Source organism: Ancylobacter sp. SL191 (assembly GCF_026625645.1).
GTDB lineage: Bacteria > Pseudomonadota > Alphaproteobacteria > Rhizobiales > Xanthobacteraceae > Ancylobacter.
In genome coordinates this window covers 3205021-3226220 of sequence record NZ_CP113056.1, presented here as the reverse complement: position 1 = coordinate 3226220, position 21200 = coordinate 3205021, and the positions used below count along the sequence as shown (strand labels likewise).

The window sequence follows — 21200 nt, the reverse complement described above, 5'->3', positions numbered from 1 at the left end:
TGGTTCAGCTGGCGCGGCGCGGCGCCCCGGCATAGGGCGAGGCGGAGAGATACTGGATGGATGAGCGCACCAGCTCCGGCAGGCTCGACGCGCCGAGCTTCACCTTGAGCTGCGAGCAGGTATTGGCCACCGTCTTGTAGCTGATGCCCAGCTCGTCGGCGATGTGGCTGTAATCCTTGCCTTCGGCCAGCAGCGACAGCGTCTGCAATTCGCGCGGCGTGATGTCGGCGAGCGGCGCCTCCCGGCGCGTGCCGAGCAGGGCGATCTGCATGGCGAGGTCGTGGCTCATATAGGGCTGGCCGCGCCGCACCTTCTCAAACGCCTCCAGCAGCGCGCCGGACGAGGTGTCCTTCAGCACATAGCCGGTGGCGCCCGCCTCCAGCGCCCGGCTGACGATCACCGGGTCGCCATGCATGGAGAAGACGAGGATGGGCGTGCGCGGATTCTGCGAACGCAGGCGCTGGACCAGCAGCAGGCCCGACAGGCCATTGCCGTGCAGAGCGAGGTCGATGATGACCACATCGGGCTTCTCGCGGCGGAACAGCCGGTAGCCGCTCAGCACCGAGCTCGCCTCCAGCACGCGCTCGACGCCCGCATCCTCCAGCAGCCGCCGGCAGCCCTGCAGCACAATGGGGTGGTCGTCGATCACCAGAACGCACGTCATCCTGCCAGAATCCTTGCTTCGTCGCCGGCGCCCACGCGCACCGGAACGCTCATTTCCACCCGCGTGCCGCGCGGCGACAGCGGCGCGATGCGCCAGGTGCCACCCAGCGCGCTCAGGCGCTCGCCAATGCCGATCAGCCCGAAGCCGGGCTCGGCATCCGGCGCCATGCCGACTCCGTCATCCTCGACCCGCAGCGCCAGCATGCGGCCATCCTCGGCCGCGCGCAGCGTGATCGCAATCCTGTCGGCACCGCCATGGCGCAGCGCGTTGGTCACCGCCTCCTGGATGCAACGATAGACCGTCAGTTCCACGCTGTCGGGATAGCGCTCCGCCAGGCCCTCGATGGACATTTGGAAGCGATGCCCCGGCGAGTGGCGTTCAAAGTCGGCGATCAACCCGCCGATCACCGTGCCGAGTGGCACATGGCCGAGCGCCATCGGCCGGATCTTGCGCAGCAGGCGGCGGTTGAGATGCTGCACCCGGTCGAGGATCTCCGCCATGGTCGCCGTGCGCTCGCCGAGCCGCGTCGCCAGCTCCGGCTCGGCGCGGGTGGCCAGCCGGTGGATCGATTCGACATTGGCCCGCAGGCCGAACAGGCAGGGCCCGAGCTCGTCATGCAGATCGGCCGCGATCTGCCGGCGCTCATCATCCTGCACATGGATGATGCGCTCATTGAGCCGCTCATTGTCGTCGCGGGCCTGATTGAGCGCCGCGCCCAGCGCGTTGAACCGCTCGGCGATCAGCGCCAGTTCGCGCACATCCGGCACCGGCACGCGATGGCCGAACCGCCCCTCGCCCAGCGCATTCAACCCGCCCGCCAGCGTGCTGAGCGGCGCCAGCAGCCGGCCGAGCACGAGATAGAGCGCGACCAGCACGACGATGTTCACCGCCAGCATAAGCACGGCGAGGTCGGAAGTATCATGCCAGACCTCGGCGATCTCGTCGGCGGCCTCGCCGACCACGCGCACATGGCCGACCACCGCGCCATTCTCCACCACCGGCATGTCGCGCCCCTCGGGCGCCACCCGCACCAGCGCGACGAACCAGGCGGGAACCTCGCTTTCGGCCGCGTCCTCGTCCGCCGCGGGCGCGTGAGCGCCGGGGTCGACATCGAGCACGCGGCCCTGCGCGTCCTCGATATGGATGCGCACATGGCGCAGCCCGCTCACATGCAGCGGCAGCTGCGCCAGCGAGGCGGCGCCGCCCTCGCGGTCGGCAAGGCGCTCCAGCGTCTCCTCGACGAAACGCTCGGCGATGGTGAGGGAGGAGGTGATCTCCACCTCCGTGGCGCGGCGGGCATTGACGATGGTCACCACCATCGCCGCCAGCGCCGCGCACAGATTGATGGCGACCACCGCCATCATCACCTGCCAGCGCAGCGAGCGCCGGTCCCAGGTGGCGCCGTCGCCCTGCCGGGACGAATCCGGGGCGAAGGCGTTCATGGCCGTACCTCGCCGGCGGGCGAGGGCGATGCGGGGGAGGGCGACGCCGGGGAGGGGGGATCGGCCGGCGCCACCGGCTCCGCCCGCACGGGCTCGGCCTTCAGCGTCGCCAGCGCGTCGGACTGCGACAGGCCCTGCTTGCGGAGGTTGTAATAGTGCTGGCACAGGTCGCTGAAGCCGCGCCGCGAGCCCTTCTCGGCAAAGGGCATGAAGGCGTCGACGATCTGGCTGGCGCTCTCGCGCACGCCGATCTCGCCCAGCATCGTCTCAAGCTGCGCCGCGCGGTTGGCGATCATCCGGTCGGTCTCGCCGAAACGCGCATCGGCCGCGTCGAGCCGTGTCTGCCAAATGACCACCGCCGGCGATCCGGCGGCAACATCGCGGCCGGCGTCGCGGGAGGCGAGCCAGACCGCCGGGTCGATCTTGTCCACCGGGTCGAGCCAGATCCGCTTGGCCACCACGTCGCTGGCCGGCGTTGCCACGCGCTCGCGCGTCTCCGGCTCGCTCTCGCCCGAACAGCCGGCGAGCGGCAGGACGAGCAAAGAGCCGAGCAGGGCCCGGACAAGGAATGGCGCGTTTACGTTCATCTATACTTATAAACTTCTTATGATCGTTGCCCCGCTTGGGCATCTCGACCGCTTTGCTGCGCCCGTGTCGCCGGCAGGCCGGGGGCGGTGACGCAGCGATAAACGGCACCAAGGCTCTGGCATGACATCACTTTGGAAGCCGGGCGGCAAGCCTTCCGCACAGTTTTGCGCAAAACTCGCGGCAACCATGGAAAAGTTCCTGCCGAGAATTTCCAAACTGCCTAAAGACACGACTTCACTTCACGAAAACAATGATCCTGCAAATCACGCCAATATAAACAAAATATAAGAATTCCTGCCACCAACCAAAACAACACCCATGAAGAACGCCAACGCCACGCGCTGTGGTCATGGGTGTGGCGGTCAGGAAAGCACGACATCCCCACTGCCGGCGACGCCGGGAGATGGGGAGCGGCCTGGGAATTGGAAACGCGAGGAAGTCACATGAGCCGACTGCACTCTTCGGTGTCCGCGCTCACCGTCGCCGCCGCTTTGGCGGCCACGGTATGCCTGGGGGCAAGCGCGCCGGCGCTCGCCAACGACAAGCTCGTCGAGCTGTCGAAGAGCACCGACAACTGGCCGATGACCGGCAAGAACTACGACGCCAATAATTACAGCGAAGCGAATCAGATCACCAAGCAGAACGTCAAGGACCTGAAAGCGGCCTGGTCGTTCTCCACCGGCGTCCTCAGCGGCCATGAAGGCACGCCTCTGGTCGTCGACGGGGTGATGTACATTCACTCGCCGTTCCCGAACACGACCTTTGCCGTCTCGCTCAACGAGCCCGGCAAGATCCTGTGGCAGCACAAGCCGAAGCAGAACCCGACGGCCCGCGCCGTTGCCTGCTGCGACGTCGTCAACCGCGGCCTCGCCTACTGGCCGGGCAATGGCAAGGTCGGCCCGCTCATCATCAAGACCCAGCTCGACGGCAATGTCGTCGCGCTGAAGGCCGACACCGGCGAGGAGTACTGGAAGCTCGAGAACTCCGACATCAAGGTCGGCTCGACGCTCACCATCGCCCCCTATGTGGTGAAGGACATGGTGCTGATCGGTTCCTCGGGCGCCGAGCTCGGCGTGCGCGGCTATGTCACCGCCTATGACATCGCCACCGGCCAGCAGAAGTACCGCGCCTACGCCACCGGCCCCGACGAGGAAGTCCGCCTCGCCAACGACTTCAACAGCGCCAACCCGCATTACGGTCAGAAGGGCCTCGGCCAGGCGACCTGGGAAGGCGAGGCGTGGAAGATCGGCGGCGGCACCAACTGGGGCTGGTACGCCTACGATCCCGGCACGAACCTGTTCTATTACGGCTCGGGCAACCCGGCGCCGTGGAACGAGACCATGCGTCCGGGCGACAACAAGTGGACCATGACCATCTGGGGCCGCGATGCCGACACCGGCATGGCCAAGTTCGGTTACCAGAAGACCCCGCATGACGAGTGGGACTATGCCGGCGTCAACGTCATGATGCTCTCCGAGCAGCAGGACAAGACCGGCAAGATGCGCAAGCTGCTGACCCACCCGGACCGCAACGGCATCGTCTACACGCTCGACCGCACCAATGGCGACCTCGTCTCGGCCGACAAGATCGACGACACGGTCAACTGGGTGAAGCAGGTCGACCTGAAGACCGGCCTGCCGCAGCGTGATCCGGAATTCGGCACGCGCATGGACCACAAGGGCCGCGACATCTGCCCGTCGGCCATGGGCTACCACAACCAGGGCCATGACAGCTACGACCCGCAGCGCAAGTCGTTCTTCATGGGCATCAACCACATCTGCATGGACTGGGAGCCCTTCATGCTTCCCTACCGTGCCGGTCAGTTCTTCGTCGGCGCGACGCTGAACATGTATCCGGGGCCGAAGGGCGACCGGCAGACCTATGAGGGCCTGGGCCAGGTGAAGGCCTATGACGCCATCAACAACAAGTACAAGTGGGAAGTGATGGAGCGCTTCGCGGCCTGGGGCGGCACGCTCGCCACCGGCGGCGGCGTGATGTTCTACGGAACGCTGGACGGCTTCATCAAGGCCCGCGACAGCGACACCGGCGAGCTGCTCTGGAAGTTCAAGCTTCCCTCCGGCGTCATCGGCCACCCGATGACCTACACCCATAACGGCACGCAATACGTCGCCATCTATTACGGCGTCGGCGGCTGGCCGGGTGTCGGCCTGGTGTTCGACCTCAACGACCCGACCGCCGGCCTCGGCTCGGTGGGCGCCTTCAAGCAGCTCCAGCACTACACCCAGATGGGTGGCGGCGTGATGGTGTTCTCGCTCGACGGCAAGGGCCCCTATGACGACCCGAAGGTCGGCGAGTACTCGACCGAGATCATCCGCAACGGCGGCTGATCCCACGGCCTGACACGGCCCGGCCGCCCGCGCGCCTCCTGACGCGGGCGGCCCCATCTCCCGACACATCGTCAGCCCGTCCGGCCGGCCGCGCGCCGCCGGCTTCGGCCCCGGAGGACACGTCATGATTGCGCCCCGACGCACGATACTAAGCCGGCTTAGCACTTTCGCCGCCGGCGCTGCCCTCATCGGCCTCGCCACCGCCGCGGGTGCCGCCACCGTCGCCCCGCAGACCGACGCCAAGGTCGGCACGCCGCCGGCGACGCCGGCCGCAAAGGAACTGCGCATCTGCGCCTCCAATGCCGAGGCGCCGTTCTCCGAGAAGGACAATTCCGGCTTCGAGGACCGCATCGCCCTGGCGCTGGCGCAGGCCATGGGCCGCAAGCCGGTCTTCGTGCGCACCGAGCAGGCGGGCATCTATCTGGTGCGCGACCAGCTCGACAAGAACAATTGCGACGTCGTCATGGGCGTCGATGTCGGCGACGAGCGCGTGCTCGCCACCAAGCCCTATTACCGCACCGGCTATGTGCTGGTGACCAAGGCGGACCGCAACATCACCGCGACCGCCTGGGATGACCAGCAGATCAAGGACCAGAGCCGGTTCGCCGTGCGCTTCTACTCGCCGGCCGAGACCATGCTGAAGCGCATTGGCCGCTTCGAGGACAATGCCGCCTACATGTATTCGCTGGTCAACTTCAAGTCGCGCCGCAACCAGTGGACGCAGGTGCCCGGCGACCGCATCGTCACCGAGGTGGCGAGCGGGGAGGCCGATGTCGGCATAGCCTTCGCCCCCGAGGTGGCCCGCTACGTCAAGCAGTCGCCCACCGCGCTGCGCATGACGGTGATCTCCAACGATCTCGACCGCCCGAACGACACGCCCATCCCCATGCATTACGATCAGGCGATCGGCGTGCGCAAGGCGGACACGGCGCTGCGCGACGAGCTGAACGCCGCGCTGGATACGGCGCGGCCGCAGATCGAAGCGATCCTCGTCGAGGAAGGCATTCCGCTCCTCAAGCCCAATAGCTGAGTCACTTCCGGCCGTCCCGGCGCGCCCCGCCCGGCGCCCGGGACGCCCCCGACACTCACCCGTGAAAGGGTCCGATGCGAACGACATCTTTTCTGAAGACGGCAGCGGCGCTTGTTACCGTCGGCACCCTGGCCTGGGGTGCCCATGCCGCCATCATGCTGACCAACACGGTCACCGGTGCTCCCCTCGAGCTTTCCGAAGCTCCCGAGGAAGGCCGCGACACCGAGGCGGTCAAGACGTTCCTCGCAACCGGCACCAACATCTACAACGAGAAAGCGGTCTGCCTGCCCAAGGCGCATGAGCTGTTCCTGTCCATGTGCTCGGGCTGCCATGGCCATTATGCCGAGGGCAAGATCGGGCCGGGGCTGAACGACAGCTACTGGACCTACCCGAAGAACGAGACCGACCAGGGCCTGTTCGAGACCATTTTCGGCGGCGCACAGGGCCAGATGGGTCCGATGTATGGCGCGCTGAACATGAACGAGATGCTGCTCGTCATGGCCTGGGTCCGGCATGTCTACAAGGGCGACCCGCAGAGCGCGACCTGGCTGACCGCCGAGCAGCGCAGCACGTTCAAGCCCTTCAACGAGAACGCCGCGCACATCGAGCCAGCCGAAGAGCTGCTTCCCCAGTGCGGCGGACCGGCGGGATAACGCCGGCATTCAAGGTGGAAACAAGCCCCAACGGTGGAAACCCAAGGAGACGGAACATGAGCCTCATCGACCGCAGCGTGAAATTCTCCATCCTCGCCGCCGCTGCCGGCGCCTTCGGCCTCGCCATGGTGGTGGGCGCCAGCGCCTATGACGGCACCAACTGCAAGGCGCCCGGCAATTGCTGGGAGCCCAAGCCTGGCTATCCCGCGCAGGTGCAGGGGTCGAAATATGATCCCAAGCACGACCCCAAGGAGCTGAACAAGCAGCAGCAGTCCATCCAGGCGATGGAGCAGCGCAACGCCCAGCGCGTGAAGTATTTCGAGCAGACCGGCAAGTTCGTCTACGACGTGAGCAAGATCCCCACGGCGAACTGACCCGCTCTGCCTTCGCTTTCTCGAACCCACCCGTGGGCAGACAGATTTCTCCGTCTGCCCCGCGATCCTCCGGGCATACCGTCCGGCTTGTGGGTCACTGGCGCGGCCGACGTCGCTCGGGTTCGCCCGGCGCGTGGGCCGCGCCTCTTTTCCGGGACGGCCCGGCGGCGCCACCGCGCGCTGCGGCGGGCCACGGGCTCCGGACCTCTGGAAAGGCCGTGCGATGCGTATCGTTCGCGACACCGACTCCGTGCTGGAGGACTGGCGCGGCCATGCCCTGCGCTTCGAGCGCGAGGTCGGCAAGGTGGTGCTGGGGCAGGCGCGCGTCATCCGCCTCATCACCATCGCCACCTTCGCCCGCGGCCATGTGCTGCTGGAAGGCGATGTCGGCGTCGGCAAGACCACGCTGCTGCGCGCCGTTGCCCGCGCCATTGGCGGCGCCTTCGAGCGCATCGAGGGCACGATCGACCTGATGCCGGCCGATCTCATCTACCACGCCCATCTCGGCGAGGATGGCCGCCCGCGCATCGACCCCGGCCCGCTGCTGCGCCAGGGCGAGCATCTCTCGGTGTTCTTCTTCAACGAGATCAACCGCGCCCGTCCGCAGGTGCATTCGCTGATGCTCCGGTTGATGGCCGAGCGCTCGGTCTCCGCCTTCAACCGCGAATACCGCTTTCCCCATGTCCAGGTCTTCGCCGACCGCAACAAGGTGGAGCGGGAGGAGACCTTCGAGCTGCCCGCCGCCGCCCGCGACCGCTTCCTCATGGAGGTGCAGGTCGGCATGCCCGCCGAGGCCGAAGCCAAGCGCCAGCTCATCTTCGACCCGCGCTTCCACAACGTCGACACGCTGCTCACCGAGGTGGAGACCGGCGTGCTCGACCCGGAGGCGCTGGAAACGGTGGCCCGCGCCATCCAGTCCGGCATCCGCTCCAGCCCGGCGCTGGAGGCCTATGTGCTGGCGCTGTGGGACGCGGTGCGCTTTCCCGAAACGCTGGGGCTGGAGATCGACGGCGTCGACATCCGCCGCCTCGTGCAGGGCGGGGCCAGCCCGCGCGGCATGAGCTACCTCTTGCGCGCCGCCCGCGTGCGCGCCTGGCTGGAAGGCCGCGACATGGTGGTGCCGGAGGATCTGCGCGCCGTGTTTCCCGAGGTCATGGCGCACCGCATCTTCATCGACCCGGTCTATGAGCTGCGCCGCGAGCGGGTGGTCGGCGATCTCATCGCCGGCGTGTTCGCGCGGGTGCCCGCACCGTGACTGGCGGCGACGACAGCCTCACGCCCCAGCCCATCGCCTATCGCCTGCGCTGGCGGCCCGAGGGCGTGCTGCCCGGCGCGCATCCCGGCCGCGGGGAGGGGGCGGAGGGCGAGTTCCGCCGCCATGTCGACCTGCTGCGCCAGCCGGACCCACGCCGCATCGATTTGCGAGTCTCGCTGCGCGACCCGCATGGCCATCTGCATGTGCGCCAGTTCTCGCCCCGCCGCGCCGTGCCGGTGGCGACGCTGGTGGACCTGTCCGGTTCCATGCGCTTCGGCGCGGCGGTGGCGGGGCGCGTCGCGGAATTCGCCAGCCTGATCGCGCTCTCCGTCGTGCGCAGCGGCGACAGTTTCGGCCTGTTCGGCGCCGATAGCCGCCTGCGCGAGGACGTGATGCTGCCCTTCGCCCGAAGGCGCGGGCTGGAGAGCGAGGTCGCCGCCCTGCTCGCGGGTGCCCGCCCGCAGGGGACCGGCTGCGACGGCCTGCTGGAAGCCGCCGCGCTGCTGCCCGGCCGGCGGGCGCTGGTGTTTCTCATCTCCGACTTTCTCATGCCCGCGACCGCGCTCGATACGCTGCTCGACGCGCTGTGGCGGCACGACGTGGTGCCGGTGGTGGTGAGCGAGGCGACGCTGGAGAACGAGTTGCCGCGCTGGGGCTTCATCGAGACGGCGGATCTCGAGACCGGGGCGGCGCGCCTCGTCTTCATGCGCCCGCGCCTGCGCCAGCGCTGGATCGCCGCCGAACAGGCCCGCCGCGCCGCGCTGGACACGACCTTCGCCCGGCGCGGCCTGCGCCCCTTCGCGCTGCGCGACCGGCTCGATGTCGAGGCGCTGACCCGCCGGCTGATGGAGGGCTAGATGCGGTTCTGGCGCGCGCTCCTCCCGCTGCTGCTGCTGACGGCGCTCGCCGGCCCGGCGATGGCGCAGCTGCGCTCGGTCGAGCTCTACGCCCCGCGCCCCTTCGGCTATCTCATAGGCGACACGATCCGCCATACGGTGGAGATCGCGCTCGACGCGCCGTTCACGCTGGAGCCGGCCTCGCTGCCCCAGCCGCGCCCGGTCGATTACTGGCTCGACCTGCGTGCCGTCGATCTGCGCGACGAGGGGATGAGCGATGGCGTCCAGCGCTACCGGCTGGAACTCACCTATCAGAGCTTCTACGCCGCGCTGGAGCCCAAGCGGCTGGAGATCCCCGGCTTCACCCTCTATGCCCGCGACGGCGAACGCCGCGTGCCGGTCGCCGTGCCCCCGTGGTCCTTCCTGATGTCGCCGCTGCGCGAAATCGTCTCGACCGAGCAGGGGGCGGTGATGACGCTGCGCCCGGACATCGCCCCGCGCCCGATCCCGACGACAGGGACCATCCGGGGACTCATCGGGGGCGGGGTGGCCGCGCTCGCCGGCCTGCTGCTCATCGCCTGGCAGATGGGGTGGGGCACCTTCGGCCAGCGGCGCGGCCGGCCCTTCGCCCGCGCCGCCCGTCAGGTCCGCGCCGCGATGGACCCGCGGCGCGACAGATCGCACTCACTGGCCACGCGCGGGCCGGTTTTGCCGGACACACCGGCCTCATCGTCCACCTCACTGCACTCATCATCCAGCTATGAAGCCGCCCTTCAGGCGCTCCATCGCGCCTTCGATATGACGGCCGGGCAGGGGGTATTCGCGGAGGATCTGCCGGGGTTTTTCGCCGGTCATGCCGCTTTCCGGGTCGCGGAAGCCGAAATCCGCCGGCTGTTCGAGGCCTCGCGCCGTGCCTTCTTCGGTGGTGATGTGCTTGATGCCCAACGGATTTTTCCGCCGTCGGAGCTCGCCGCCCTCGCCGGCCGGCTGCGCGCCATCGAGCGGGGCTCGGCATGAGCGCGTGGTATCATATTGCCGATCCGATCACCCGGAGCTGGGGCGTCGATTACCCCTGGGTGCTGGCCCTCGCGGCACTGGCGCTGCTGCCCTTCCTCGCTAACGTCTTCAACCGGCAGGGAATTCCGACGACGGGCCTGATCCCGCCGGACCCCATCTCGCGCGCTCTCGGCATCGCGCTGAAGCTCGCCGGGGCGCTGGCGATCCTGGCGCTGGTGGTCGGGCTCGCCGGCCTGCATCGGCGCGAGCAGACGGTAATCAGGGAGGGAACGGGGGCACATCTCGTGCTGCTGCTCGACCGCTCCTCCAGCATGGACAACAATTTCGCCGACCGCGCCCCCAGCGGCGACGAACAGTCAAAATCCAGCGCTGCCAAGCACTTGCTGGGCGAGTTCGTCGCTGGCCGGCCGCATGACCGCATCGGCGTCGCCGCCTTCTCGACCTCGCCCATGCCGGTTCTGCCGCTGACCGACCATCACCAGGTCGTCCAGGCCGCCATCGACGCCATCGACCGTCCGGGCCTCGCCTTCACCAATGTCGGGCGCGGGCTGGCGCTTGCCCTCTCCGCCTTCGCCGACGACACCGCCGAAGCCTCCCGCGCCATCCTGCTGGTCTCCGACGGCGCCGCCCTGATCGACCGCCGGGTGCAGGACGCCCTGCGCGACGCGGTCGCGCGCACGCCGGTACATTTATACTGGCTGTTCCTGCGCTCACGCGGCGCCAAGGGCATTTTCGAGGTGCCGCCGCCCGGCGAGGACACGCCACAGGCGAACCCCGAGCGGCATCTTCACCTGTTTCTTCAAAGCCTTGGCGTGCCCTACCGGGCTTTCGAGGCGACCAGCCCGCAGGCGGTGGGTCAGGCCATCGCCGAGATCAACCGGCAGGAGACGCGCCCGCTCACCTATGTCGAGCGCATCCCCCGGCGCGACCTCGCGCGCACCGCCTTCAGCGTGGCGGCGGCCGGCATCTTCCTGATCCTGCTGGCGAAATGCGCCGAACGCCCGCTCCGCCGCCATCACGGCCCCGCAGCCGCGCCGGCGAACCGGACAGAGGTAACAAAACACCTCAGCGATGACAGGAGAGCCGCATGAGGGCAGGGCGCCTCACCCTCGCCGCCGGCACGCTGCTCCTCGCCCTCGGGCTCGCGGCGATCACTTATTTCGCCGCGCGGCTGCATCTGGAGCGGCGCGACAACGCCTTCATCGCCGCCCTCATGGCCGGGCAGGATATCGCCACCAGCGCGCAGGATCCCGCCCCGCTGATCTTCGCACGGCTCGCCTTTCTCACCCGGCGCGACCGGCTGGAGGAGGCGCAGCCGCTCGCCAACCAGTTGATCCATAACGAGGATCGCCGTCTCGCCGCCGCCGCGCTGTTCACCATCGGCAATGCAAGGCTGCGCCTCGCCATCGAGCATCTCGGCGTGAACCGCATCGATCCGGCGACACCGCTCGTCCGCCTCGCCAAGCAGAATTACCGCGACGCGCTGGTGATCCAGCCGGATTTCTGGGACGCCAAGTTCAATCTCGACATCGCCATGCGGCTGGTGCGCGATTTTCCCCAGCTCGACATGGACGGCGAGGAGATCCCGCCCGAGGCGGCCAAGAAGCTCTGGACCGACCTGCCGGGCATCCCGAAGGGGCTACCATGAGACAGGTGCTAAAATACCTGTATGGCGACGCGCGCCGTCTCACCCTCGCCGCCGCGCTGCTGGCGAGCCTCGCCGCCCTCGTCGCGCCGACCGTGATCCGCCAGCGCGAAGCCCGCGACGTGCTGCTGGTGATCGACGTCACCGGCAGCATGAATGTCAGGGATGTCAACGGCTTGGCGCGGCTTGCCGCCGCGCGGCGGGCGGGGCAGGGGCTGCTCGCCGCCTTGCCCTGTCAGTCCCGCCTCGGCCTCGGCATCTTCACCGAGCGGCGCAGCTTCCTGCTCTTCGAACCCGCCGAGGTCTGCGAGAACTTCGCCGCCATCGATGGCGCCATCGCCGCGCTCGACTGGCGCATGGCGTGGGAAGGCGACAGCTATGTCGCGCGCGGCGTGCACGCCGCACTCACCCTCGCCGCCTCGGTCAATGCCGACCTCGTCTTCCTCACAGACGGACAGGAAGCACCGCCACTAGCGGGAGGTGCCATGCCACCGTTCGACGGCGCCGGAGACACGCGAGGCGTGCTGGTAGGCGTCGGCGGCTCCGAGCCCGTGCCGATCCCCAAATATAACGAGGACGGGCGCGAGATCGGCTTTTACGACGAGGCCGACGTGCCGCAGGAAAACCGCATGGGCCCGCCGCCGGAGGATGCCCCGAGCCGCGCCGGCTACAACCCGCGCAACGCCCCCTGGGGAGCCGAGGCGGCGGGCGGCACCGAGCATCTGAGCTCGATGAAAGCCGAGCACCTGCAAGTGCTTGCTGCGCAGACCTCGCTTGCGTTCTTTCCTCTGGAGAGCCCGGCCCAGATGGCCGACGCGGTTCTGGCGACCACCCGTCCGCGGCTTGTCGCGGTGCCCGTCGCCACCTCTCCGCTACCCGCCGCGCTCGCCCTCACTTTGCTCGTCGCCCTCTTCGTTGTCGCTGCGCTCAAGAGCCGGCGTCCCGATCGCTTACCTGCCTGAAGAAGGACATGCTGATGAACCAACGCCCCGGCTTTCCCCGTCTCGGCCTCCCGCGTCTCGCCCTCCCGCTTCTTGCCGCTGCCGCCGTCCTGCTGGCCGGCCTGATGCCGCTCGCCGCGCATGGCCCGACCCCCCAGAAGGCGGACGAGACCATCCTGATCGCCGCGCCACCCGCGGCCGTGTGGAAGGTGCTTCTGGACCTCGCAGGGATCTCCGGCTGGCATCCGCTGGTGAAGAAGGCGACCGCCACGAGCGATGGGACCGGGCGCGTGCTCAAGCTGGAAAAAGGCGAGATAACCGAGGGGCTTGACGAGGCGGACGCGACCGCCATGCGCCTCGCCTACCGCCTCTCGACGGAGAATGTCGAGGCGCTGCCGGTAAGCTTCTACACCTCGACCATCGAGGTGAAACCGGCGTCGGGGGGCAGCGAGGTGGCCTGGAGCGCGCGCTTCTACCGCGCGGACACCACCAATGAACCGCCGGAGAACCTCAACGATGAGGCCGCCGTCGCCGCGATGAACGACTACATCACGCAGGGCCTCAAAGGGCTGAAGGCGAAGGTCGAGGGGAAATGACGCGCCGCGCAGGCCGCGCCCTCATCGTACTTATGCTCGCGGCCATTCTGCTGGCGCCGCCATCCGCGAGGGCGGAAGAGCCGCCATTGCTCGCTGTGGTGTCGCAGCAGGCGGGGCGGCTCACGCTGGTTGATCCGGTGGCGGGCCGGGTGGTGGGCGAGATCGCGCTCGACAAGGTGCCCGCCGGCATCGCCGTGACGCGCGATGGCCGGACCGCTTATGTCACGCACCCTGATCTCGGCCAGGTGTCGCGGGTGGATCTCACAGCGCCCGCGGTGACGGCGCGCTACAGGATCGGGCGTGAACCCTTTGGAATTGCGCTGGATTCGCGTGATGAGAGCCTCCTTGTCACGGACTGGAGCGGTGATGCCCTGATCCAGCTCGATGCTGCGACCGGCGCCGAGTTGGGCCGGGTTACCGTCGGCCGATCGCCCGCCGGCGTCGTGCTCGACCAGGATGGCGCGCACGCCTATGTGGCCGACAGGGAAAGCCACACGGTCAGCGTGGTGGATCTCGCCCAGATGCGCCGCGTCGCGACATGGCCAACCGGGACGGCCCCGTTCGCGCTGGCCCTGTCGCCGGACGGGCGCAGGCTCTATGTCGCCAATGTCCGCAGTAACGACTTGTCGGTGCTGGAGATTCCGAATGGTCGGGAGATCGCCCGCCCGCGCGTCGGGTTGATGCCCTATGGCGTCGCCGTCTCCAGCGATGGCGCCCGCGTGGTCGTCACCAACCAGCAGAGCGGCAAGCTCGCCTGGCTGGAGGCCGGCACCGGCACGGTGCACAGCGAGGAGAGGATCGGCGAGTATCCCGAAGGGGTGCTGAACGTCGGCGGCGGGCTTTTCGCTGTCGCGCTGTGGGCCGATGATGCCTTGTGTATCGTTCCGGACATCCCCGGCAGCGGCTGCAGGAGCGTCATCAAATTACCTCCCGGCCCGCGCTTGCTGGCGGTAGCGCCGCGCCAGACGGGCCCGCAATGAGGCGTGGATCAGCCCCGGAAACCCCTTGCAGGCCGGCTGTTTTCGGCACAACGTAGGTACATAGAGACCGCGCACCACGGCGTTAACATCTTGGCAAGGAACGGAAATTCCGCCAACACGGCCGAAAACCCTTCCTTTACCATAATGTAATGTGCGCCCCATTTTTGCCTCACTCCCCCCGCCTCTTGGCAGACAGGAGTGGGATCGCAGGCTAGACTTCCAGCGATTTCGGGTGAGGTGCGCCAAGCTTCACGCGTCGAGCACGACGCAGGGGCAGGGCGCTCACAAACGGTCGGGTGAATGGGGACGAATCCAACTCTTGCCAGCTCCGCCGGTTCGCCGGCGCGCCAGCGCATCGTCGGCATCGGTCGTCTCGTCGCCCTGTGCGGCGTGGGCCTGATGGTCGCCAACTGCAGCGGCTCCGAAAAGCTGTCGAGCCGGATCGATCCGAAATATGGCGTCTCCGCCAGCCCGCGCGTCATCGCCATGGGTCAGCCCGTACCCAAGGGCGGCGGAGCCTACCGCGTCGGCAAGCCCTATGTGGTGGCCGGCAAGACCTATGTCCCGCAGGAGCCAAGCACGTACAAGGCAGAAGGTCTGGCATCCTGGTATGGTGACGACTTCCATGGTCGCCTCACGGCCAATGGCGAAATCTACGACATGCACTCGATCGCGGCGGCGCATCCCACGCTGCCCATGCCGTCCTATGTCCGCGTGACCAACAAGGACAATGGCCGGTCGATGGTGGTGCGCGTGAATGATCGCGGCCCCTATCATGGCAACCGAGTCATCGACCTCTCGCAGCGCGCCGCTGATCTGCTCGGCTTCAAGGGTCGCGGCACGGCGCGGGTGAAGGTCGAGTATGTCGGCCGCGCGCCGCTCGAAGGCTCCGACGATATTCAGCTCGCCGCCACGCTGCGCCAGAATGGCAATGCCCCGGCGCCGAACACGATGTTTGCCTCGGCCGCTCCGGTCCCGATGCGCACGGCTTCGACGACGACTGTGGCCGCCAATGTGCCGCTGCCGCCGGCCCGTCCGTTCGATCTCGGCGACGTTCCCGACCAGCAGGTTGCGGAAGCGCTTGAGGAAGAGCCCGTGGTCGCTCCGGTTCGCGTCGCGGCCAAGCCGCAGCCGCAGGTTCAGCCGCGTGTCGCCGTCGCCGCACCGCAGGCGATCCCGCCGCGCACGGCAGCTCCCGTGGCAGCCGCGCCGCAGCCTCAGCGCAAGGTTCAGTTCGCCGCGGCTCAGCCGGCGCCGGCCCGCCCTGCGCCCATCGCCGCCCCTGTCGTGGCCGAGGCCGATGGCCCGCCGCCCGGGTGGATGGTCGGCGCTCAGCCGGCGCTTGGCTATGCCCCCACCCCGGTCAGCACCGGTCGCGGCCTCTACTGATCATAAGGTCAGCCGCGCGAGCGTTGCCGACCGCGTGGCCGGCTGCTAACTCTGCCCGACACGGGAGAGAAATGAGCATGGCACGCGCGCTACGGATGTCCCGGCCCTCCGGCTCTGGTCTTGCCCTGTGCCTTCTGCTGCTCTGCGAGGCGCTGATCGTCGGCGTCATGCCCGCCATGGCGCAGCAGGCCCCAACTATTGCCTCGCCGCAGGCGATTCTGGTCGATTTCGACAGCGGCACCGTGCTGTTTGAGAAGGCCGCCGATACCCAGAACTATCCGGCCAGCCTCGCCAAGCTCATGACCATGGCCGTGGTGTTTCGCGAGGTCTCCGAGGGCCGACTGTCGCCGGACGCCGAGTTCAAAGTCAGCGAATATGCCTGGCGCCGGGGCGGGGCTCCCTCGGGCGGCGCGACGATGTTCGCGGCGCTGAACAGCTCCATCAAGGTCAGTGACCTGATGCGGGGTGCTATCATACCCTCCGGCAATGACGCAGCAATTATTCTCGCCGAAGCGATCGCCGGCAACGAACTCGCCTTCTCCGTGAAGATGAACGATGAGGCCAGGCGCCTCGGGCTGACCGCATCCAGCTTTCACAACCCAAACGGCCTGTCGGATCCCGACCAGAAGACCACGCCGCGCGACCTTTCGCGCATCGCCGCCCACATCATCCGCAGCTACCCGGACCTCTACAAGATCTACAGCGAACCGGACTTCACCTGGAGCAAGATCCGCCAGAACAACCGCAACCCGCTGCTCGGCATGAGCCTCGGTGCGGACGGTTTCATGACGGGCTATCTGAAGGAGTCCGGTTTCAATCTCGTGGGCTCCGCGGTGCAGGATGGCCAGCGGCTGATCGTGGTCATCATGGGCGCCAAGACCGACAAGGAACGCGCCGAGGATGCCCGCAAACTGCTCGAATGGGGGTTCCGCTCCTTCGAGTCGCGGCTGCTATTCGCCCAGGGCGAGACGGTGGGCGATGCCACCCTTTATGGCGGGCTCACGGGCAACGTTCCGCTGGTCGGCGAGGGGCCGATCAAGGTGTTGGTGCCGCGCAATGGCGACGAGCGCATTGCGGCGCGCATCCGTTACGAGGGGCCGATCCAGGCGCCGGTCGAGAAGGGCGCGAAAATCGCCCGGCTGGAAGTCACACGCGGCGACCAGGTGTCGCTTGAGGTGCCGCTCTATGCCGCCGAGACGATCGAGGCCGGCCCCCTCTGGCGCCGCGCGCTCGATGGCGCGTATGAACTCATGGTTGGCCTGCTTCGGCAGGGCTATGACGAAGTGATGCGCAAGGTAAAGCTGACCAGTTGATATGCCGACGCGCGCACCAGAGGCAGCGGCCGGACGCCGGGCGAGACCATCCGCCGGGCACGGACGCTTCATCACCTTCGAGGGCGGGGAGGGCGCCGGCAAATCCACGCAGGTGCGCCGGCTCGCCGCCCGCCTTGGTGAACTCGGTATCCCGGTGGTGGTAACCCGTGAGCCGGGTGGCTCGCCGGGCGCCGAAGCCATCCGCCATGTGCTGCTCGCCGGTGCTGCCAAGCCGCTCGGCCCCCTCGCGGAAACCGCCCTTTTCGCCGCCGCGCGGGCCGATCACCTCGATTCAACGATCCGGCCGGCCCTTGCGCAAGGCATGTGGGTATTATCCGACCGCTTCGCCGACTCAACCCGCGCCTATCAGGGCGCGAGCGGCCGCGTCGCAGCGGAACTGATCGAGTCGCTGGAGCGCGTCACGGTAGGCGCTACGCGCCCTGATCTGACGCTGATCCTCGATCTACCCGCCGAGCAAGGCCTCGCCCGCGCCGCCGCCCGTTCTGGTGCCGGTGCTGACCGTTTCGAGAGCGAGAGCATCACCTTTCACCGCACCCTGCGCGACAGCTTCCTCGCCATCGCGGCGCGCGAACCTGCCCGCTGCGTGGTGATCGACGCCAGCGAGCCGCCTGACCACGTTGCGGAGGCGATCTGGCGCGTGGTCGAAGACCGCTTGGTCCCGCCGAACGGCAGCAAGCCACGCCAGCGCCGGGTCTCAACATGAGCGATCCAATCCTGGAAGCTGACCGTTTCGGCACGGCGCCCACACCGCGCGACACGCATCACCTCATCGGCCATGCCGAGGCGCAGGCGAGCATTCGCGAAGCCTGGGATGCCGGGCGCCTGCCGCACGCGCTGCTGCTTGGCGGCCCGGAGGGGGTGGGCAAGGCGACCCTCGCCTATCGCGTCGCGCGCTTCGTGCTCTCGGGCGGGGCCGCGCCGGCGCATTCGCTGGCGGTGGATGCTGCCAACCCCGCCGCGCGGCAGGTCAGCGCGCTCTCCCACCCCGATCTTCTGGTGCTTCGCCGCACGCCCAACGATTCCGGCAAGCTGCCGACGATGATCCCGGCCGAGACCGTGCGCCGGGTGCGCAGTTTCTTCGGCTCGACCGCCGCGCTCGGAGGCTGGCGCGTGTGCATCGTCGATACGCTCGACGAGATGAATGCCCAGGGCGCTAACGCTCTGCTGAAGACGCTGGAAGAGCCGCCCTCGCGCTCCCTATTCCTTCTGGTCAGCCACGCGCCCGGCCGCCTGCTGCCCACCATCCGCTCGCGCTGCCGAATGGTGCATCTGCGCGCGCTGGAAACGGCCGAAGTAGTGGCAGCACTGGAGGCGCTGAGCGTGTCGATGCCGGGGCTTGATCGCGCACGCTTCGAGGATGCCGCGGAGGCATCCGGTGGCAGCGTGCAGGAAGCGCTGGCGCTGCTCTCGGGCGATGGACTGGAGGTCCGTAAGGCCACGTCACAGCTTCTGGATTCGCTGCCCTCCGTCGACCCGAAGGCTTTGCACGCGCTCGGTGAGCGGCTCCAGGGCGACCGGGGAGGGGCATTCGAGAATTTTGTTGGCACCGTAGAGGCTTGGGTGTCCGATCATGCCACCGGACGGCGCCAGCGACCCAGCCTGCGCCTTGCACGCCTGCCGGAGGTGTGGGAGAAGGTTCGCCGCGCTGCGATCGACGCGGATACCTATAATCTCGATCGTAAAACACTCGTCTTCCGGATCTTCGCGACGCTCGACGAGGCCGTGCGGCCCTGAGCGAGCCGCAGCCGGTTTTTCCGCAGGAAGTGACCGCGTGAAACCCGCCTTCTACATCACCACGGCCATCGACTATCCCAATGGCTCGCCGCATATCGGCCATGCCTATGAGAAGATAGCGTCCGACGCGCTGGCCCGTTTCAAGAAGCTGGACGGCTACGAGGTCTACTTCCTCACCGGCACGGACGAGCACGGCCTCAAAATGGCGCAGACGGCCGAGAAGCAGGGCCTGACGCCATTCGAGTGGGCGACGAAGAATGCGACGCGCTTCCAGCAGATGGATGCGCTGCTCGGCGTCGATTACGACCGCTTCATCCGCACCACGGACGATGACCATATCGCCTCGTCGCAGGCGATATGGCAGCGCATGGTCGATGCGGGGGACATCTATCTCGACGCCTATTCCGGCTGGTACTCGGTGCGGGACGAAGCCTATTACGCCGAGGATGAGACGACGGTGAACACCGACGGCGTCCGCCTTGGGCCGCAGGGCACCCCGGTCGAGTGGACCGAGGAGAAGAGCTATTTCTTCCGCCTCTCCGCTTTTCAGGAGCGGCTGCTGGCCTATTACGAGGCGCACCCGGACTTCATCCGCCCGGAGAGCCGCCGCAACGAGGTGGTTAGCTTCGTCAAGGGCGGGCTCCAGGATCTCTCGATCAGCCGCACCACCTTCTCATGGGGCATCCCGGTGCCCGGTGACGAGGCGCATGTGATGTATGTGTGGGTCGACGCCCTCACCAACTACATCACTGGCGTCGGCTATCCCGACACGCAGGCGGAGAGCTTCAAGCGCTTCTGGCCGGCCGATCTGCACATCATCGGCAAGGACATTATCCGCTTCCACGCTGTCTACTGGCCGGCCTTCCTGCTTTCCGCCGGACTGGAGCCGCCCAAGACCGTCTTCGCCCACGGCTTCATCCATAATCGCGGGGAGAAGATGTCGAAGTCGGTCGGCAACGTCATCGACCCCTTCGACCTCGCCAACGCCTATGGCGTGGACGCGCTGCGCTATTTCCTGCTGCGCGAGATCCCCTTCGGCCAGGACGGCTCCTACAGCCATGAGGCCATCGTCGCGCGGACCAATGCCGACCTCGCCAATGATCTCGGCAATCTCGCGCAGCGCTCTCTGTCGATGATCGCCAAGAATCTCGGCGGACAGTTGCCGGCGGCCGGCCCTCTGTCGGACGACGACGCCACGATCCTCGCCAGCGCCGACGCCATGGGCGCCAAGGTGCGCGAAGCGATGGAAGGCCAGCAGATCCACCAGGCGCTCGCGGCGATCTGGACCGTTGTGGCCGATGCCAACCGCTACTTCGCGGCGGCCGCTCCGTGGGAGCTGCGCAAGACGGATCCCGAACGCTTCGGAACGGTGCTCTGGACCACGGCCGAGGTCGTGCGCCAGGTCGCGCTGCTCGCCCAACCCTTCATTCCGGTGAGCGCCGGCAAGCTGCTGGATGTGCTGGCGGTGCCGGCGGACGCCCGTAGCTTCGCCAGCCTCGGCGCGGCCGGGCGTCTTGCGGGCGGCACGATGCTTCCCGCGCCGGTGCCGGTGTTCCCGCGCTATGTCGAGCCCGAGGCGTCAGCCGGGGCATGATCGTCGACAGCCATTGCCATCTCGACTTCCCGGATTTCGCGGCGGAGCTCGATCAGGTCGTCGCGCGGGCTCGTGCGGCCGGTGTCGGACGTCTCGTCACCATCGGCACGCGCGTGCGTCGTTCCGGTGAGGTGAGGGCGATCGCCGAGCGCTTCGAGGATGTGTTCTGCTCGGTCGGCACGCACCCGCACAATGCGGCCGAGGAGCAGGACGTCACGCTCGACGAGCTCCTGCGCGAGGCCGATCACCCGAAGGTCGTCGCCATCGGCGAAGCCGGTCTCGACTATCACTATGATACCGCGCCGCGCGAGGCACAGGCCCATGGCTTCCGGCTGCACATCGAGGCCGCCCGCCGCACCGGCCTACCGCTGGTCATTCACGCCCGCGAGGCGGATGACGACGTTGCCGCCATCCTCGAAGAGGAAACCGCCAAAGGCGCCTTCGGCTTCGTCCTGCACTGCTTCACGGCGGGGCCGGAACTGGCCAGCCGGGCGGTCGCGCTGGGCGGTTATGTGTCCTTCTCCGGCATCCTGACCTTCAAGACCGGCGCGCCGCTGCGCGACATCGCCCGCGCCTTGCCACCGGACCGCATCCTGGTGGAAACCGACGCGCCCTATCTCGCGCCCAATCCCTGGCGTGGAAAGCGCAACGAGCCTTCCTATGTCGTCGAGACCGCCCGTATACTGGCGGAGGCCCGGGGCGTGACGCCGGAAGCCATTGCCGAGCAGACGACCGCCAATTTCTTCCGCCTGTTCGCACGGGCCTCCTGAACCACGGGAT

The 21200-nt window shown here is 67.9% G+C and carries 21 protein-coding genes; 18 read left to right on the top strand and 3 right to left on the bottom strand.

From position 1 onward, the window contains the following. Nucleotides 1-4: 4 nt before the first annotated feature. The 3 genes from OU996_RS14605 to OU996_RS14595 are packed head-to-tail and all read right to left on the bottom strand — an operon-like array spanning nt 5 to nt 2693. Entirely contained in the window at nt 5-664 is a 660-nt protein-coding gene (locus OU996_RS14605; protein ID WP_267582335.1) for a response regulator transcription factor, read from the bottom strand. After that, nucleotides 661-2106 carry an ATP-binding protein gene (locus OU996_RS14600; RefSeq protein ID WP_267582334.1) on the bottom strand — a complete coding sequence of 482 codons (1446 nt, stop codon included), beginning with the start codon at nt 2104-2106 and terminating at the stop codon, nt 661-663. Before OU996_RS14600 ends, OU996_RS14605 begins: the two co-directional genes overlap by 4 nt. Further along, entirely contained in the window at nt 2103-2693 is a 591-nt protein-coding gene (locus OU996_RS14595) for a hypothetical protein (protein ID WP_267582333.1), read from the bottom strand. Before OU996_RS14595 ends, OU996_RS14600 begins: the two co-directional genes overlap by 4 nt. Before the next feature lie 444 nt (nt 2694-3137). Between OU996_RS14595 and OU996_RS14590 the strand changes: the two genes are divergently transcribed. The 18 genes from OU996_RS14590 (at nt 3138) to OU996_RS14505 (ending at nt 21190) form a co-directional block, all read left to right on the top strand. Continuing rightward, the gene (locus OU996_RS14590) at nt 3138-5042 is read left to right on the top strand and encodes a methanol/ethanol family PQQ-dependent dehydrogenase (RefSeq protein ID WP_267582332.1); all 1905 of its coding nucleotides are present in this window, start codon (nt 3138-3140) and stop codon (nt 5040-5042) included. A 124-nt stretch (nt 5043-5166) separates the two neighbouring features. After that, nucleotides 5167-6072 (top strand): methanol oxidation system protein MoxJ, encoded by a 906-nt coding sequence (gene moxJ / locus OU996_RS14585; protein WP_267582331.1) that lies wholly within the window; start codon nt 5167-5169, stop codon nt 6070-6072. A gap of 74 nt (nt 6073-6146) precedes the next feature. Then, the gene (gene moxG / locus OU996_RS14580) at nt 6147-6725 is read left to right on the top strand and encodes a cytochrome c(L), periplasmic (RefSeq protein WP_267582330.1); all 579 of its coding nucleotides are present in this window, start codon (nt 6147-6149) and stop codon (nt 6723-6725) included. Nucleotides 6726-6781: 56 nt separating this feature from the next. Then, on the top strand, nt 6782-7099 hold the full coding sequence (locus tag OU996_RS14575) for a methanol dehydrogenase [cytochrome c] subunit (RefSeq protein ID WP_267582329.1): 318 nt from the start codon (nt 6782-6784) through the stop codon (nt 7097-7099). Nucleotides 7100-7322: 223 nt separating this feature from the next. Beyond that, nucleotides 7323-8354 carry an AAA family ATPase gene (locus OU996_RS14570; RefSeq protein ID WP_267582328.1) on the top strand — a complete coding sequence of 344 codons (1032 nt, stop codon included), beginning with the start codon at nt 7323-7325 and terminating at the stop codon, nt 8352-8354. Further along, nucleotides 8351-9211 carry a DUF58 domain-containing protein gene (locus OU996_RS14565; RefSeq protein ID WP_267582327.1) on the top strand — a complete coding sequence of 287 codons (861 nt, stop codon included), beginning with the start codon at nt 8351-8353 and terminating at the stop codon, nt 9209-9211. The genes OU996_RS14570 and OU996_RS14565 overlap by 4 nt, the downstream gene beginning before the upstream one ends. Next, on the top strand, nt 9212-10207 hold the full coding sequence (locus OU996_RS14560) for a nonribosomal peptide synthetase MxaA (RefSeq protein ID WP_267582326.1): 996 nt from the start codon (nt 9212-9214) through the stop codon (nt 10205-10207). Beyond that, nucleotides 10204-11298: a vWA domain-containing protein gene (locus OU996_RS14555; protein WP_267582325.1), complete on the top strand. Its 1095-nt coding sequence runs from the start codon at nt 10204-10206 to the stop codon at nt 11296-11298. Before OU996_RS14560 ends, OU996_RS14555 begins: the two co-directional genes overlap by 4 nt. Further along, entirely contained in the window at nt 11295-11855 is a 561-nt protein-coding gene (locus tag OU996_RS14550) for a hypothetical protein (protein WP_267582324.1), read from the top strand. Before OU996_RS14555 ends, OU996_RS14550 begins: the two co-directional genes overlap by 4 nt. Next, nucleotides 11852-12814 (top strand): VWA domain-containing protein, encoded by a 963-nt coding sequence (locus tag OU996_RS14545; protein ID WP_267582323.1) that lies wholly within the window; start codon nt 11852-11854, stop codon nt 12812-12814. The genes OU996_RS14550 and OU996_RS14545 overlap by 4 nt, the downstream gene beginning before the upstream one ends. 14 nt (nt 12815-12828) lie before the next feature. After that, nucleotides 12829-13389, top strand: coding sequence for an SRPBCC family protein (locus tag OU996_RS14540; RefSeq protein WP_420712636.1), 561 nt, complete (start codon nt 12829-12831; stop codon nt 13387-13389). Beyond that, entirely contained in the window at nt 13386-14369 is a 984-nt protein-coding gene (locus tag OU996_RS14535; RefSeq protein ID WP_267582322.1) for a YncE family protein, read from the top strand. Before OU996_RS14540 ends, OU996_RS14535 begins: the two co-directional genes overlap by 4 nt. 300 nt (nt 14370-14669) lie before the next feature. Beyond that, nucleotides 14670-15758, top strand: coding sequence for a septal ring lytic transglycosylase RlpA family protein (locus OU996_RS14530; protein ID WP_420712635.1), 1089 nt, complete (start codon nt 14670-14672; stop codon nt 15756-15758). A gap of 71 nt (nt 15759-15829) precedes the next feature. Continuing rightward, a complete protein-coding gene (locus OU996_RS14525; RefSeq protein ID WP_420712766.1) occupies nt 15830-17071 on the top strand; it encodes a D-alanyl-D-alanine carboxypeptidase family protein in 1242 nt (413 codons plus the stop codon). A 1-nt stretch (nt 17072) separates the two neighbouring features. Next, nucleotides 17073-17795, top strand: coding sequence for a dTMP kinase (gene tmk / locus OU996_RS14520; protein ID WP_267582320.1), 723 nt, complete (start codon nt 17073-17075; stop codon nt 17793-17795). Next, nucleotides 17792-18826 carry a DNA polymerase III subunit delta' gene (locus OU996_RS14515; RefSeq protein WP_267582319.1) on the top strand — a complete coding sequence of 345 codons (1035 nt, stop codon included), beginning with the start codon at nt 17792-17794 and terminating at the stop codon, nt 18824-18826. The genes tmk and OU996_RS14515 overlap by 4 nt, the downstream gene beginning before the upstream one ends. 37 nt (nt 18827-18863) lie before the next feature. Further along, nucleotides 18864-20420 (top strand): methionine--tRNA ligase, encoded by a 1557-nt coding sequence (gene metG, locus OU996_RS14510; RefSeq protein ID WP_267582318.1) that lies wholly within the window; start codon nt 18864-18866, stop codon nt 20418-20420. Further along, a complete protein-coding gene (locus OU996_RS14505) occupies nt 20417-21190 on the top strand; it encodes a TatD family hydrolase (RefSeq protein ID WP_267582317.1) in 774 nt (257 codons plus the stop codon). Before metG ends, OU996_RS14505 begins: the two co-directional genes overlap by 4 nt. Nucleotides 21191-21200 lie beyond the last annotated feature (10 nt).

Excerpts from the sequence above, each read along its gene's own strand:
- OU996_RS14605 (WP_267582335.1), bottom strand. The coding sequence starts at position 664 with ATGACGTGCGTTCTGGTGATCGACGACCACCCCATTGTGCTGCAGGGC.
- OU996_RS14600 (WP_267582334.1), bottom strand. The coding sequence starts at position 2,106 with ATGAACGCCTTCGCCCCGGATTCGTCCCGGCAGGGCGACGGCGCCACC.
- OU996_RS14595 (WP_267582333.1), bottom strand. The coding sequence starts at position 2,693 with ATGAACGTAAACGCGCCATTCCTTGTCCGGGCCCTGCTCGGCTCTTTG.
- OU996_RS14590 (WP_267582332.1), top strand. The coding sequence starts at position 3,138 with ATGAGCCGACTGCACTCTTCGGTGTCCGCGCTCACCGTCGCCGCCGCT.
- moxJ (WP_267582331.1), top strand. The coding sequence starts at position 5,167 with ATGATTGCGCCCCGACGCACGATACTAAGCCGGCTTAGCACTTTCGCC.
- moxG (WP_267582330.1), top strand. The coding sequence starts at position 6,147 with ATGCGAACGACATCTTTTCTGAAGACGGCAGCGGCGCTTGTTACCGTC.
- OU996_RS14575 (WP_267582329.1), top strand. The coding sequence starts at position 6,782 with ATGAGCCTCATCGACCGCAGCGTGAAATTCTCCATCCTCGCCGCCGCT.
- OU996_RS14570 (WP_267582328.1), top strand. The coding sequence starts at position 7,323 with ATGCGTATCGTTCGCGACACCGACTCCGTGCTGGAGGACTGGCGCGGC.
- OU996_RS14560 (WP_267582326.1), top strand. The coding sequence starts at position 9,212 with ATGCGGTTCTGGCGCGCGCTCCTCCCGCTGCTGCTGCTGACGGCGCTC.
- OU996_RS14555 (WP_267582325.1), top strand. The coding sequence starts at position 10,204 with ATGAGCGCGTGGTATCATATTGCCGATCCGATCACCCGGAGCTGGGGC.
- OU996_RS14550 (WP_267582324.1), top strand. The coding sequence starts at position 11,295 with ATGAGGGCAGGGCGCCTCACCCTCGCCGCCGGCACGCTGCTCCTCGCC.
- OU996_RS14545 (WP_267582323.1), top strand. The coding sequence starts at position 11,852 with ATGAGACAGGTGCTAAAATACCTGTATGGCGACGCGCGCCGTCTCACC.
- OU996_RS14540 (WP_420712636.1), top strand. The coding sequence starts at position 12,829 with ATGAACCAACGCCCCGGCTTTCCCCGTCTCGGCCTCCCGCGTCTCGCC.
- OU996_RS14535 (WP_267582322.1), top strand. The coding sequence starts at position 13,386 with ATGACGCGCCGCGCAGGCCGCGCCCTCATCGTACTTATGCTCGCGGCC.
- OU996_RS14530 (WP_420712635.1), top strand. The coding sequence starts at position 14,670 with ATGGGGACGAATCCAACTCTTGCCAGCTCCGCCGGTTCGCCGGCGCGC.
- OU996_RS14525 (WP_420712766.1), top strand. The coding sequence starts at position 15,830 with ATGAGCATGGCACGCGCGCTACGGATGTCCCGGCCCTCCGGCTCTGGT.
- tmk (WP_267582320.1), top strand. The coding sequence starts at position 17,073 with ATGCCGACGCGCGCACCAGAGGCAGCGGCCGGACGCCGGGCGAGACCA.
- OU996_RS14515 (WP_267582319.1), top strand. The coding sequence starts at position 17,792 with ATGAGCGATCCAATCCTGGAAGCTGACCGTTTCGGCACGGCGCCCACA.
- OU996_RS14505 (WP_267582317.1), top strand. The coding sequence starts at position 20,417 with ATGATCGTCGACAGCCATTGCCATCTCGACTTCCCGGATTTCGCGGCG.